Annotated in this window: 14 protein-coding genes; all 14 read left to right on the top strand. The window is 71.5% G+C overall.

The features are described 5' to 3' along the window. The first annotated feature begins 48 nt into the window (after positions 1–48). The 14 genes from NYZ98_RS16860 (at position 49) to NYZ98_RS16795 (ending at position 13,111) form a co-directional block, all read left to right on the top strand. The gene (locus NYZ98_RS16860; protein WP_262843733.1) at positions 49–606 is read left to right on the top strand and encodes a hypothetical protein; all 558 of its coding nucleotides are present in this window, start codon (positions 49–51) and stop codon (positions 604–606) included. A gap of 9 nt (positions 607–615) precedes the next feature. Further along, the gene (locus NYZ98_RS16855; RefSeq protein ID WP_262843732.1) at positions 616–1,932 is read left to right on the top strand and encodes a replication-associated recombination protein A; all 1,317 of its coding nucleotides are present in this window, start codon (positions 616–618) and stop codon (positions 1,930–1,932) included. Positions 1,933–2,061: 129 nt separating this feature from the next. After that, positions 2,062–2,451, top strand: a complete 390-nt coding sequence (locus NYZ98_RS16850; RefSeq protein ID WP_262843731.1) for a DUF948 domain-containing protein — start codon at positions 2,062–2,064, stop codon at positions 2,449–2,451. Next, positions 2,448–2,699 (top strand): hypothetical protein, encoded by a 252-nt coding sequence (locus NYZ98_RS16845; protein WP_262843730.1) that lies wholly within the window; start codon positions 2,448–2,450, stop codon positions 2,697–2,699. Before NYZ98_RS16850 ends, NYZ98_RS16845 begins: the two co-directional genes overlap by 4 nt. Position 2,700: 1 nt before the next feature. Beyond that, positions 2,701–5,373, top strand: coding sequence for an alanine--tRNA ligase (gene alaS / locus NYZ98_RS16840; RefSeq protein WP_262843729.1), 2,673 nt, complete (start codon positions 2,701–2,703; stop codon positions 5,371–5,373). A 43-nt stretch (positions 5,374–5,416) separates the two neighbouring features. Further along, positions 5,417–5,914 (top strand): Holliday junction resolvase RuvX, encoded by a 498-nt coding sequence (ruvX, locus tag NYZ98_RS16835; protein ID WP_262843728.1) that lies wholly within the window; start codon positions 5,417–5,419, stop codon positions 5,912–5,914. After that, entirely contained in the window at positions 5,911–7,053 is a 1,143-nt protein-coding gene (mltG, locus tag NYZ98_RS16830; protein ID WP_262843727.1) for an endolytic transglycosylase MltG, read from the top strand. Before ruvX ends, mltG (NYZ98_RS16830) begins: the two co-directional genes overlap by 4 nt. Before the next feature lie 154 nt (positions 7,054–7,207). Beyond that, on the top strand, positions 7,208–8,371 hold the full coding sequence (mltG, locus tag NYZ98_RS16825; protein ID WP_262843726.1) for an endolytic transglycosylase MltG: 1,164 nt from the start codon (positions 7,208–7,210) through the stop codon (positions 8,369–8,371). Then, complete coding sequence (locus NYZ98_RS16820) at positions 8,371–9,201, top strand: shikimate dehydrogenase (RefSeq protein WP_262843725.1); 831 nt, start codon at positions 8,371–8,373, stop codon at positions 9,199–9,201. The genes mltG (NYZ98_RS16825) and NYZ98_RS16820 overlap by 1 nt, the downstream gene beginning before the upstream one ends. A gap of 264 nt (positions 9,202–9,465) precedes the next feature. Beyond that, the gene (gene infC, locus NYZ98_RS16815; RefSeq protein ID WP_456115254.1) at positions 9,466–10,170 is read left to right on the top strand and encodes a translation initiation factor IF-3; all 705 of its coding nucleotides are present in this window, start codon (positions 9,466–9,468) and stop codon (positions 10,168–10,170) included. Positions 10,171–10,306: 136 nt separating this feature from the next. Then, complete coding sequence (gene rpmI / locus NYZ98_RS16810; RefSeq protein WP_248960076.1) at positions 10,307–10,501, top strand: 50S ribosomal protein L35; 195 nt, start codon at positions 10,307–10,309, stop codon at positions 10,499–10,501. 24 nt (positions 10,502–10,525) lie between these two features. After that, the gene (gene rplT, locus NYZ98_RS16805) at positions 10,526–10,909 is read left to right on the top strand and encodes a 50S ribosomal protein L20 (protein ID WP_262843724.1); all 384 of its coding nucleotides are present in this window, start codon (positions 10,526–10,528) and stop codon (positions 10,907–10,909) included. 156 nt (positions 10,910–11,065) lie between these two features. Continuing rightward, a complete protein-coding gene (locus tag NYZ98_RS16800; RefSeq protein WP_262843723.1) occupies positions 11,066–11,869 on the top strand; it encodes a TrmH family RNA methyltransferase in 804 nt (267 codons plus the stop codon). Positions 11,870–12,028: 159 nt separating this feature from the next. Further along, on the top strand, positions 12,029–13,111 hold the full coding sequence (locus NYZ98_RS16795; RefSeq protein WP_262843722.1) for a sensor histidine kinase: 1,083 nt from the start codon (positions 12,029–12,031) through the stop codon (positions 13,109–13,111). Positions 13,112–13,320 lie beyond the last annotated feature (209 nt).

The raw sequence follows: 13,320 nt of genomic DNA, 5'->3' as shown, positions 1-13,320 counted from the left end.
CCCGCTCCGGGCCGGGAACCTCCCCGGCCCGGAGGCGGTACAAGGGGCATGAAACGCACAACGATCGTGGTGGCCTGCCTGGCGGCCGCCGCGTGCACCACCTCACCCGCCGCCACCGGTGAGGCCCCGCCCACGGCCACCGCCACCTCCCCGGCCGCCGTGGCGCCCTCACCAGAGGCCACACCGCCCGCCCTGGCGCCCTCACCGTCCGCCACGGTCGCGGGCGGCTGCGGGGACAACCCGGTCCGCTCGGGGAACGCGCCGGTGTGGGCCGCGCCGAACGCCCCCGACATCCACTACGTCCTCGGCGACCAGGGCGACACGGTCGGCTTCCTGTTCGCCGAGCCGCTGCGCGCCGGCGCGCCGACGGACCCGGCCAACAAGATCCTCTGGTACGTACGGCACCCGCGCGGGACCTTCGACCTGCGCGTCACCGCCCACCCGCGCGGCAAGGACCGCCCCGTCGTCCACACGTCCTTCGCCGCCAATTCGGGCCCCGGCGAGATCTACCCCAGCGTCACCGACGTGCCCACGCCCGGCTGCTGGACGTTCGAGCTGACCTGGGGGCCCCACCACGACACGGTCGACCTGCGGTATCGGCGGTAGTGTCGGCGCGTGGAGAGTTTGTTCGACTCGGCGGCGGAGGAAGCCCGCAAGAGCCAGGAGCCGCTGGCCGTGCGCATGCGGCCGCGCACCCTCGACGAGGTGATCGGCCAGCGCCACCTGCTCGGCCAGGGCACCCCCCTGCGCCGCCTGGTCGAGAGCGAGGCCCCCATGTCGCTGTTCCTGTGGGGCCCTCCCGGCACCGGCAAGACCACGCTCGCCTACGTCGTCGCGGGGGTCACCAAACGGCGCTTCGTCGAGGTGTCCGCCGTGTCGGCGGGGGTCAAGGAGGTCAGGGCGGCCATCGACCAGGCCAAGAGCGACCTCGGCATGACCGGCCGCCAGACCGTCCTGTTCATCGACGAGGTCCACCGCTTCAACAAGGCACAGCAGGACGCGCTGCTGCCCGCGGTGGAGAACCGCTGGGTGACCTTCATCGGCGCCACCACCGAGAACCCCTACTTCTCGGTCATCTCCCCGCTGCTGTCGCGGTCGCTGCTGCTGACGCTGGAGTCGCTCACGGAGACCGACGTCAAGGCCGTGCTCGACCGCGCGGTGACCGACCCGCGCGGCCTCGGCGGCCGGGTGAGCCTCGCGCCCGAGGCCAAGGACCACCTGGCCCGCCTGGCCGGAGGGGACGCCCGCCGCTCGCTGACCTACCTCGAGGCGGCGGCGCTGCTGATCCCCGACGGCGAGATCACGGTCGAGACCGTGGAGAAGGCGGCCGACAAGGCCGCCGTGCGCTACGACCGGCAGGGCGACCAGCACTACGACGTCATCAGCGCGTTCATCAAGAGCATGCGCGGCTCCGACGCCGACGCGGCGCTGCACTACCTGGCCCGCATGATCGAGGCGGGGGAGGACCCCCGGTTCCTGGCCCGCCGCATCATGATCTTCGCCTCCGAGGACGTCGGCATGGCCGACCCCACCTGCCTGCAGGTCGCCGTGGCCGCCGCGCAGGCCGTGCAGATGATCGGCCTGCCCGAAGGCCGCCTCAACCTCGCCCAGGCGGTCATCCACTGCGCCCTGGCCCCGAAGTCCAACGCCGTCATCAAGGCCATCGGCGCCGCCTCCGACGACGTCCGGCGCGGCCTGATCGGGCAGATCCCCGGCCACCTGCGCGACGCGCACTACCCAGGCGCGGCCAAACTGGGCCACGGCAAGGGCTACGAGTACCCCCACGACTTCGAGCACGGCCTGGTCAGGCAGGAGTACGCGCCCGAGGAGATCCGCGACCGGCGCTACTACGAGCCGACCCGGCACGGCGCCGAGGCCCACTTCGCCGACCGGTGGGCCAAGATCCGCGAATTCCTGCGCGGACGGCCGTGACCATCCCGGCGTGGCGGGCAGGGCGAGCTGAGCACGGGCACCGGCCCCGGGCGCGATAGGGTCTTCCCCATTCCACCGCCCTAGCCGGGCCCGACATTCCGTAGGCCACCTACGAGGGGACGCATCGACATGCTTACCGCCGGAGAGGTAGCGGGCCTCATCGTCGCGATGTTCTGGGCGATACTGGTCTGTTTTCTTGCAGTGGTGCTGGTGAGGCTGGCCCGGCTGCTCACCGAGACCACCAAGATGGTCGCCGAGCTGAGCGAGCGGGTGGTCCCGCTGCTCGACGAGGTCAGCGCCACCGTCGCCGAGACCAACCGCCAGCTCATCACCGTCGAGGCCATCGCGGGCAACATGAAGGAGGTCAGCGGCAACATGATGCAGGTCACCGGCGTCGCGTCGACGATCTTCGCCAAGCCGCTGATCAAGGCCTCCTCACTGGTCCACGGACTGCGCGCGGCCGCCGCCCGGCGCCGCCGCCCGATCCAGGGACCGCCCGGCGGGAGGCGGCGGGCATGATCCGGCGGCTGTTCTACATGGCCCTCGGCGCGTACATCGCGCTGTGGGTGTCGCGCAGGCTGCAGGCGCTCAAGCCCGACCACGTCGCCCGCCGCGTCGCCGGCCGGGCCTCCTACGCCGCGGCCGAGGCGCGCGTGTTCGCCACCGAGGTGCGCCGCCTGGCGGCCGGCAGGGAACACGAGTTGCGGGCGCTCTACGGGCTTGACAGTGTCAGAGAAATCCACCACGACGTAAAGGACGGCCGCTGAGATGGAGTCGGCAGAGATCGCCCGCCGCTTCCTGCGTTTCTTCGAGGAGCGCGGACACACCGTCGTGCCCTCGGCCAGCCTGGTCGCAGAGGACCCGACGCTGCTGCTGGTCAACGCGGGCATGGTGCCCTTCAAGCCGTACTTCCTCGGCCAGAAGAAGCCGCCCTACCCCCGGGCCGCCAGCGCCCAGAAGGTCATCCGCACCCTCGACATCGACGAGGTGGGCAAGACCACGCGGCACGCCAGCTTCTTCCAGATGCTCGGCAACTTCTCCTTCGGCGACTACTTCAAGGAGCAGGCCCTCCCGTACGCCTGGGATCTGCTGACCCGGCCCGAGTCGCAGGGCGGCTTCGGGTTCTCCGAGGAGCGCCTCTGGGTCACCGTCTACCACGACGACGACGAGGCCCACGGCATCTGGCACGACAAGGTGGGCGTCCCGGCCGAGCGTATCCAGCGCCGGGGCATGGCCGACAACTTCTGGTCGATGGGCGTCCCCGGCCCCTGCGGGCCGTGCTCGGAGATCTACTACGACCGCGGCCCCGAGTACGGCCGCGACGGCGGGCCCGTCGCCGACGAGACCCGCTACCTCGAGGTGTGGAACAACGTCTTCATGCAGTTCGAGCGCGGCGCGGGCGGCGGCAAGGACGGCTTCCCGATCCTCGGCGACCTGCCCGCCAAGAGCGTCGACACCGGCATGGGCCTGGAGCGCATGGCGGCGATCCTGCAGGGCGTCGACAACATCTACGAGATCGACACCACCTACAAGATCCTCGACAGGGCCGCCGAGCTCACCAAGACGCGCTACGGCAGGAACGCGCGCGCCGACGTCTCGCTGCGCGTGGTCGCCGACCACCTCAGGGCCGGGGTCATGCTGGTGGGCGACGGCGTCCTGCCCTCCAACGAGGGCCGGGGCTACGTCCTGCGCCGCATGCTGCGCCGCGCGATCCGCAACCTGCGCCTGCTCGGCGCGGGCGAGGAGCGCTACATGCACGAACTGGCCGCCACCACCATCGAGGCGATGGGCGACCAGTACCCCGAGCTCAAGGGCGAGGCGGCCCGCATCCACCCGGTGATCGACGCCGAGGAGATCTCCTTCCTCGGCACCCTCCGCACGGGCACCGCCATCTTCGACGCGGCGGTGGAGGAGACCAAGCGCAAGGGCGCGGCGACCCTGGCCGGCGACCAGGCGTTCCAGCTCCACGACACCTACGGGTTCCCGATCGACCTGACGCTGGAGATGGCGGCCGAGCAGGGCCTGGTCGTCGACGAGGACGGCTTCCGCCGCCTGATGACCGAGCAGCGCGACCGCGCCAAGGCCGACTCGGCGGCCAAGAAGACCGGCAACGCCGACCTGTCGGCGCTCGGCGAGATGCTCGACCGCGCGGGCAAGGTCGACTTCCTCGGCTACGACCACACCACGGCCGAGGTCAACGTCATCGGCCTGCTCGTCGACGGGGCGCCGGTCCCGGCCGCGGGCGCCGGCACCACCGTCGAGGTCGTCCTTGACCGCACCCCCTTCTACGCCGAGGGCGGCGGCCAGCTCTCCGACCAGGGCCTCATCCGCACGAGCGGCGCGCACGTCGACGTCACCGACGCCCAGTCCCCGTTCGCGGGCCTGGTGGTGCACCGCGGCAAGGTCCGCGACGGCGAGATCCGCGTGGGCGACCAGGCCCAGGCCGAGATCGACGTCGAGCGCCGCCGCGCCATCTCGCGCAGCCACACCGCGACCCACCTGGTCCACCGCGGCTTCCGCAACGCGCTCGGCGAGAGCGCGGCCCAGGCGGGCTCGGAGAACTCTCCGGGGCGCTTCCGCTTCGACTTCACCGCCGCCGGGGCCGTGCCGCCCACCGTGCTGCGCGACGTCGAGGACGAGGTCAACGCCATCCTGATCAACGACCTCAAGGTCAACGCCTACCACACCTCGCTGGCCGAGGCCCGTTCCATGGGCGCCCTCGCGCTGTTCGGCGAGAAGTACGGCGACGAGGTCCGCATCGTCGAGGTGGGCGACTACTCCCGCGAGCTGTGCGGGGGCACCCACGTGGCCAGCTCGGGCCAGCTCGGCCTGGTCAAGGTGCTCGGCGAGGCGTCGATCGGCGCCGGCGTGCGGCGCGTCGAGGCCCTGGTCGGCATCGACGCCTTCCGCTTCCTGGCCCGCGAGAGCGTGCTGGTGGCCCAGATCAGCGAGCAGCTCAAGGCGCGACGCGAGGAGCTGCCCGAGCGCGTGGAGGGCATCGTCACCCGCCTGCGCGCCGCCGAGCGGGAGCTGGAGCGGCTCCGCTCGGCCCAGGTGCTCGCCGCCGCGGGCGAGCTGGCCGCCTCCGCCCGCGACATCGGCGGCGTCTCGGTCGTGACCCACCGCGCGCCTGACGGCACTTCGGCCGATGACCTGCGTAAACTCGCCCTAGACGTGCGCGGCCGGTTTCCCGGTGACCGCGCCGCGATGATCGTGATCGCCGGTGTGCCCGCGGACCGGCCGGTCGTGGTCGCCGCTGTGAACGATGCGGGGCGCACCCGGGGACTGAAGGCCGGGCGACTGGTCGGCGTCGCCGCCAAGGCTCTTGGGGGTGGCGGTGGCGGCAAGGATGACGTCGCGCAGGGCGGGGGGACCCGTCCCGAGGCGATCGGCGACGCGCTCGGCGCCGTCGAGCACGCGATCCAGGAGACCCTGTCCTGACCATGGACGCCCGGCACGCGCGGTCTCGCGCGACGAGCCCGCCGTGAGGCGCGGCGTCCGCATCGGCGTGGACGTCGGGTCGGTCCGCATCGGCGTGGCCCGCAGCGACCCCTCGGGCCTGCTGGCCACACCGGTGGAGACCGTGCGCCGGGGCAGGGGCGACCTCGACCGCATCGCCGCGATCGCCGCGGAGCACGAGGCCGTCGAGCTGGTGGTGGGCCTGCCCACCTCGCTGTCGGGCCGGGAGAGCCACGCCGCCGCCGCCGCGCGGGGCTTCGCCGTCCGGCTCGCCGCGCGGCTCGCGCCGACGCCCGTCCGCCTGTACGACGAACGCCTGACCACGGTCACGGCGCAGCAGGGCCTGCGGGCCAGCGGTGTGAAGGCCAGGGACCAGCGGGGAGTGGTCGACCAGGCCGCGGCCGTGGTGCTGCTGCAGGCCGCCCTGGACGCCGAGAGGTCGAGCGGCGCGCCCCCGGGCAGACCCGTCGAGCCGCCGGGGCAGCGCCCCGGCGGGGAATCGAGCGCCGGGCCGGCCAGGTGACCCGGCCCGCCGGCCCCGGCGAGGGCGGCGACGGTTCCGACGACCTGTTCTCGTTCACCGAGGAACGCGCGCCCGAGCCGCCGGCCGAGCGCGCGGCCCGCGGCCGTCGCAAGCTGCTCCTGCTGGCCGGCGGCGGGGTCGTGGCGGTGGTGGCCGTAGGCCTCGCCGGCGCGCTGGCGCTGTTCGGCCCGATCATGGCGCCGGAGGACTTCGACGGCGCGGGCTCTGGCCCGGTCGTCGTCGAGATCGTCCCGGGCGCGAGCGCCGCGCAGATCGGCGAGATCCTGGTCCGCGCCGAGGTGGTGGCGAGTTCGCGCTCGTTCGTCAACGCGGTCGAGCGGCGCGGCAAGGCCGGCAGCCTGCGGCCGGGCCGCTACCGCCTGCGCCGGCGGATGGCCGCCTCCTCCGCGGTCGACCTGCTGCTGGCCCGCGAGTCCAGGATCCGCAAACGGGTGACGATCCCCGAGGGGCTGCGCGCGGCCGAGACCGTCGCGCGCCTGGCGCGCGGGGCGGGAATGCCCGCGGCCGGGCTGGGGGCGGTGGCCGCCCGCCCGGCCGAGCTGGCGCTGCCCGCGTACGCCAAGGGGACCGTCGAGGGGTTCCTGTTCCCGGCGACCTACGACGTCGAGCCGGGGACCACGCCGCGCGATCTGCTGCGGTCCATGGTGCGCCGGTTCAGGCGCGCCGCCGCCCACGTGAACCTGGAGGCGGGCGCCGCGGCGAACCGGCTGACGCCGCGTGAGGTGGTGGTCGTGGCGAGCATCGTGCAGGCGGAGGGAGGCAGGGACGGCGACTATCCGAAGATCGCAAGGGTGATCTACAATCGCCTCGCGTCCAGAGCCAAGCTGGAGATGGACAGCACGGTGATGTACGGCCTGGGCAAGCACGGCATCGTGGCCTCGCACGCCGAGATCAAGCGGGACACTCCTTACAACACGTATATGCATCCCGGGCTGCCTCCTGGCCCGATCAGCAATCCCGGCGAGGCGGCGCTCCTGGCGGCGCTTCGTCCGGCTAAGGGTGATTGGTACTGGTTTGTCACGATCGACCCAGCGCGTAGAATCACGAAATTCACTGACAAAGAGAGTGAGTTCGTGAAACTCCGAGAAGAGCTGAACCACCGTCTCGGGCAGCACTGATGCCCGGCGGGACCCCCACCGCCCCCCGCGGACGCCCGGTCACCCGGGCCGGCGCGGCCCCCGGCGCGGGAGTGACTTGCGTGGTATCTCCCCCCAATTCGGGGTACCCGCTTGACGCCGGGGCGGTCCTACCGGGAGATTGGCGAGCGCACCTATGAACGATCTGGACCTCGATAGTCTGCTGGGTGCCGAGGACGACGAGGGTCCCCGGCGCCGGTCTCGCGTTTCCTCCCGATCCTCGCGAAGCCGCAGCAGGCGACGCCAGCGGCGCCAGAAACGCAAGGGCTTCCTCGCCTTCTTCGTCGCGGTGATCATCATCGCGGGCGTGCTGGGCGTCGGCGGGTACTACGGCTACAACTGGATCCGCGACGTCGCGGTCCCCAAGGACTTCACCGGGCAGGGCTCCGGCGAGGTGCTCGTGGAGATCAAGGCGGGCCAGAGCGCCACCGAAGTGGCGCAGACCCTCGTCGAGCAGGGCGTGGTGGCCAGCGAGCGGGCGTTCGTCAACGCCATCGGCGCGGCGGGCAAGAGCGCCTCGCTGCAGCCCGGCGAGTACAAACTGCGCAAGGGCATGGCCGCGAGCAGCGCCGTCCCGCTCCTGGACCCCAAGCGCCGGCTGCAGACCACGGTGACCGTGCGCGAGGGACTGCGGCTCTCGCAGGTGCTGGAACAGCTCTCGACCGCCACGGGCCGGCCCGTCGAGGACTTCCGCAAGGCCGCCAGGGACCGCGAGGCGCTCGGCCTCCCCGCGTACGCCAGGCGGCTGGAGGGCTTCGCCTTCCCCGCCACCTACGAGGTCTCGCCCAAGTCCAGCCCCGACGACGTCCTGGCCGCGATGGTGACCCGCTACAAGCGCGCCGCCGCCGACGCCGACCTGGTCGCGAAGGCCAAGCGGGTGGGACGCACGCCCCTCGAGGTCATGACCATCGCCAGCATCGTGCAGGCGGAGTCGGGCAGCGAGCAGGACATGCCCAAGGTGTCCCGGGTGATCTACAACCGGCTGAACCGCACGCCGCAGATGCGGCTGCAGATGGACAGCACCGTCATGTACGGCCTGGGCAAGTTCGGCATCGCCGCGACCCACGAAGAGCTCAAGAGCAAGTCGCCCTACAACACCTACGCGCGCCTCGGCCTGCCGCCCGGGCCGATCGGCAACCCGGGCGACCACGCCATCAAGGCCGCGCTGGAGCCGGCCGACGGCACCTGGCTGTTCTTCGTGACCACCGACCCCAAGCGGCACATCACCAAGTTCACCGACTCCGAGGCGGAGTTCTTCAAGCTGGCCGAGGAGTTCAACAAGAACCACGGGGCGGGCTGATGGATCGGCGTGCCGCCGTCCTCGGCTCGCCGATCGCCCACTCCCTCTCGCCGGTCCTGCACCGCGCCGCCTTCGAGGCGCTCGGGCTGCGCGGCTGGAGCTACGACGCGATCGAGTGCGACGAGGACGGCCTGCCGGGGCTGCTGTCGGCGATGGGCCCCGAATGGGCTGGCCTGTCGCTGACGATGCCGCTCAAACGGGCCGTGATGCCGCTGCTCGACACGGTCTCCGGCCTCGCGGTCGAGGTCGGCGGGGCCAACACCGTGGTGTTCCGCGAGGGCGGAAGACACGGCGAGAACACCGACGTGCACGGCGTCGTCCAGGCCCTGGCCGAGTCGGGCGCCCCGGCGCCCCGGGCCGCGGCCGTCATCGGCGGCGGCGCCACCGCGGCCTCCTCGCTCGCCGCGCTGCGCGAGCTCGGCCTGCGCGAGGCGACGCTGGTGGCCCGCGACCCGGCGCGGGCGAGGGAGACGGCGGAGGTCGCAGAACGGCTCGGCCTCACCCTCGCGGTGCAGACCTTCGACAAGATCGACACCGTGCTCGACGTGGACCTGGTGATCTCCACCCTGCCCTCGGGCGCGGCCGACGCGTACGCCAAGACGCTCGCCGCGGTGCCGGTGGTGTTCGACGTGGTCTACTCACCGTGGCCGACGCCCCTGGCCCGAGCCGTGCACGCCGCGGGCGGCACCATCGTCAGCGGCTTCGCCATGCTCCTCCACCAGGCGATCCGCCAGGTGGAGCTGTACACGGGCCACGCCCACGTCCCCCTGGAAACCGTACGCGCCGCCGGCGAGACCGAACTCCTCGAACGAGCGGCTCGAACGGGTTGACCGCCCGCACTCCGACGCTACGTGCCCGATGGTTCACGGATCGTGATGGCCCGTGGTGGGGGGCGGGGACTATTCGGTGGGGGTCGGGTGTTGTGGTAACGTTGTTGCTTGATCGGTCCGGCATGGCTGCTGGACGCGCAAGCGGAGGTCCTCCTCCCACCTGTTCGACCGGAAGGCCGGCGGGTCAAGGATCACCACCGGACTTTCTCCGGCGAGCTCCAGGACATGTGCTCCGAGAGCTCAGTGGCCCCGCATGCGCGACGTGTGGGGCTTTTCGCATTTCGCGAGACTCCCCGGCACGGTCAAGCACCGACGCGGATAAATGCCAGGTACCTAGGAGGTCCCATCAGCACTGAGCCCCGCATCAACGAGCGTATTCGCGTGCCCGAGGTCCGCCTCGTTGGCCCGAACGGCGAGCAGGTCGGTATCGTCTCCATCGGCGATGCCCTGAAGCTGGCCCAGGAGTCCGACCTCGACCTCGTCGAGGTCGCGGCCACGGCTCGTCCGCCCGTGTGCAAGCTCATGGACTACGGCAAGTTCAAGTACGAGTCCGCCATGAAGGCACGCGAGGCGCGCCGCAACCAGGCGCACACGATCATCAAGGAGATCAAGCTCCGGCCGAAGATCGACCCGCACGACTACGAGACCAAGAAGGGTCACGTCGTGAGGTTCCTCAAGGCGGGGGACAAGGTCAAGGTCACGATCATGTTCCGCGGTCGCGAGCAGTCGCGGCCCGAGCTGGGTTTCCGGCTCCTGCAGAGGCTGGCGGAGGACGTCACCGAACTCGGTTTCGTCGAGTCGCAGCCCAAGCAGGACGGCCGAAACATGATCATGGTGATCGGGCCGCACAAGAAGAAGGCGGAAGCCAAGGCCGAGCGGGCCGCGGCTCGTGCGAGGACCTCCGGCGATCCGGCGGAGGGCGACATGGGCCTCGATCCGGAAATGGCGTCGGCGGAACCGCAGGAGTGACGCTCCCCGCCTGACATCGCGGCGGGATGTGGACAAGACACCGAAGACCGGGTCAGGTTCACGGCCAGGCAGACGTTTGGCTGGGGTACCTTGACCCGGGAAATCGGCACGGATGAACGAGGGAGAGACGGCTGACATGCCGAAGATGAAGACGCACAGTGGTGCGAAGAAGCGTTTCCGCCTCAGCGGAAGCGGCAAGATCATTCGCCGTCGTGCGAACCGTGCTCACTACAACGAGCACAAGGCGTCCACGGTGACGCGTCGTCTCAAGCCTGAGGTCGTCATGTCCGACGCCGACACCAAGAAGATCAAAAAGCTGCTCGGCAAGTAACCGAACCCCCGGGGAGATAGAACAATGGCACGCGTAAAGCGGGCGCTCAACGCCAAGAAGAAGCGCCGCGTCGTCCTCGAGCGGGCGAGTGGTTACCGGGGTCAGCGGTCGAGGCTGTACCGCAAGGCCAAGGAGCAGATGCTCCACTCACTGACCTATGCCTACCGTGATCGCAAGGACAAGAAGGGCACCTTCCGGCGCCTTTGGATCCAGCGCATCAACGCGGCGGCGCGCGCGAACGGCATCACCTACAACCGGTTCATCCAGGGCCTGAAGGCCGCTGGTGTCGAGGTGGACCGTAAGATCCTCGCCGACCTCGCGGTCAACGACGCCCCGACCTTCGCGGCGCTGGCCGAGACCGCAAGGAAGGCACTGCCGTCGGACGTGAACGCGCCGGTCGCGAGCTGATCCGACGTACGACCCAGTGAACGACTCGTTCTGTCGCGGAGCGGGTCGTTCACTCATTTCACCGGCGCTCTCCCGGGTCCCCGGGACGCCCTCCCGGGCCCCCGCGGACCGCTCACAGGGGCGCCGCGACGGTCCAGGGTTCTACCAGGGGGGTACGTGGCAGGGTCCGAGCTGACCAACATCAGGTCGCCGCGCGTCAAGGCGGCCAAACGCCTGACCAAGCGCGCGTTCAGGGACAGGGACCGCGCCTTCCTGGCCGAGGGGCCGCAGGCGGTGCGGGAGGCGCTCGCCCTCCCGGGCGTCGCCAGCGAGCTGTTCACCACCGCCGAGGCCGAGACCAGGCACGCCGACATCGTGACCGCCGCCCGGCTGGCCGGGATCCCGGTGCACGGAGCGAGCGGCGAGGTCATGGCCGAGCTGGCCCAGACCGTGACCCCGCAGGGGCTGCTGGCGGTCTGCCGGTTCGTGCACGTCCCGCTGGCCGAGGGCGTCACCGGGGACGCCAGGCTGGTCGCCGTCCTCGCCCACGTGCGCGACCCCGGCAACGCCGGCACGGTCCTGCGCACGGCGGACGCGGCGGGGGCCGACGCGGTGGTGTTCACCGACGCCTCGGTGGACCCCTACAACGGCAAGTGCGTCAGGGCCAGCGCCGGGAGCCTGTTCCACCTCCCCGTCGTCACCTCGGCCCCCGTGGCCGGGGCCGTGCGCCATCTGAAGGACAAGGGGCTGCGCGTGCTCGCCGCCGACGGCGCGGGGGAGCGGACGCTCGACGACGTGGACCTGAGCGGCCCGACGGCGTGGATCTTCGGCAACGAGGCCTGGGGGCTGCCCGAGGAGATCCTCGCCATGGCCGACGAGGCCGTACGGGTGCCCATCTACGGACGGGCCGAGAGCCTCAACCTGGCGATGGCCGCCGGTGTCTGCCTCTATGCCTCGGCGCGGGCGCAGCGCTCGGCCTAGGCGTCCCGCGGGCCGCCCGCGGGACGTCCGGCCACCGCCCGCATTTGTCCTCGGGGGAGGCGTTCCGGGCCCGCCGGGGGCGTCCCGCCCGGAGCGTGGGGCTGCCGTCCGGCACGGGAAACCCGCTATTGTCGGCCCTGTAGGGTCGAGGAGGCGATAGTGCGCGGCGGACGAACCCATCAACGGGACGCCGATGACGCATGCTCGATCGAGGTCGACGACCTGCCCGACGGCGTCATCGTGACCGACGACCGCGGCAGGGTGACCGCCTTCAACCGGGCCGCGTCCCGCCTGACCGGCATCGAGCCGGACGCCGTCGTCGGCAAGACCTTCCCCGACGTCCTGCCCTTCCGCGACGACGACGGGCGCGACTGGTGGAAGTGGCTCGACGCCTACGGCGGGCTGCGCACCCGCAGCCGCCAGCCCGAGTGCTCGCTCTACCTGCCCGGCGGCAACGAGCTGCTGGTGGCCGCCCGTTTCGTGCGCAGTCCCGAGCGGAGCGGCGACGTGGCCCGGGTCGTGGTCACCCTGCGCGACGCCGCGGCGCGCGCCCGCCTGGAGCGCAGCCGGGCCGACCTGGTCTCCACGGTGGCCCACGAGCTGCGTTCCCCGCTGACCAGCGTCAAGGGCTTCACCGCCACACTGCTGGCCAAGTGGGGCAGGTTCACCGACGACCAGAAGCGCGTGATGCTGGAGACGGTCAACGCCGACGCCGACCGGGTCACCCGCCTGATCACCGAGCTGCTCGACGTGTCCCGCATAGAGTCGGGCCGCCTGCAGATCCACCGCCAGGTTGTCGACGTCCCCGCCAGGGCACGTAAGATCATCGCGGGTCGGGTGGCCGCGGGCGAGCGGGATGATCGTTTCCTGCTGGAAGTGCCCGGAGATCTACCCGAGATGTGGCTCGATCAGGACAAGGTCGACCAGATCCTCGGAAACTTGCTGGAAAACGCGGTGCGCCATGGCCGAGGTACCGTCACCATAGTGGTAGAGCCTGTCGAATGGGGAGTCGCCGTGTCCGTGCGTGACCAGGGCGAGGGTGTCGCACCCGAGCTGGCCTCGCGCGTCTTCCGCCAGTTCTGGCGGGGCAACGGGCGGCGCCGCGGTGGCACGGGCCTCGGCCTGTTCATCGTCAAGGGCCTCGTGGAGGCGCACGGCGGCACGATCAGCGTGCAGCGGGCGCCCGGCGGCGGCGCCGAGTTCCGATTTACCATGCCCGCCGGCACCCCCGACTTCGCCTGAGGCGTCGCCCGGGACGGCCGGTGGGCCACACCACGCCGGCATCCGCCGGCCCCGGCCGAGTCGCGCCGGCCCCGGCGGGCCCGCGCGCGATCGGCTCGCCACTCGGGACGGACTAGACTCGTGCCCGCTCAAGCCCTGGATACGGAGCTCTCTCTTGTCGAACACCTATGACCCGGTCGAGGTGACGCCGTTGCACGCCGACGAGGTGG

Origin of the sequence: Sphaerisporangium corydalis (assembly GCF_025506355.1) — a bacterium.
Lineage (GTDB): Bacteria > Actinomycetota > Actinomycetes > Streptosporangiales > Streptosporangiaceae > Sphaerisporangium > Sphaerisporangium corydalis.
The sequence above is the reverse complement of the archived record's forward strand: the minus strand, read 5'-3'. Positions and strand labels throughout refer to the sequence as shown.

Bases quoted from the DNA above. Each gene is read 5' to 3' on its own strand.
- NYZ98_RS16860 (WP_262843733.1), top strand. From the start codon at position 49: ATGAAACGCACAACGATCGTGGTGGCCTGCCTGGCGGCCGCCGCGTGC.
- NYZ98_RS16850 (WP_262843731.1), top strand. From the start codon at position 2,062: ATGCTTACCGCCGGAGAGGTAGCGGGCCTCATCGTCGCGATGTTCTGG.
- NYZ98_RS16845 (WP_262843730.1), top strand. From the start codon at position 2,448: ATGATCCGGCGGCTGTTCTACATGGCCCTCGGCGCGTACATCGCGCTG.
- alaS (WP_262843729.1), top strand. From the start codon at position 2,701: ATGGAGTCGGCAGAGATCGCCCGCCGCTTCCTGCGTTTCTTCGAGGAG.
- mltG (WP_262843726.1), top strand. From the start codon at position 7,208: ATGAACGATCTGGACCTCGATAGTCTGCTGGGTGCCGAGGACGACGAG.
- NYZ98_RS16820 (WP_262843725.1), top strand. From the start codon at position 8,371: ATGGATCGGCGTGCCGCCGTCCTCGGCTCGCCGATCGCCCACTCCCTC.
- rpmI (WP_248960076.1), top strand. From the start codon at position 10,307: ATGCCGAAGATGAAGACGCACAGTGGTGCGAAGAAGCGTTTCCGCCTC.
- rplT (WP_262843724.1), top strand. From the start codon at position 10,526: ATGGCACGCGTAAAGCGGGCGCTCAACGCCAAGAAGAAGCGCCGCGTC.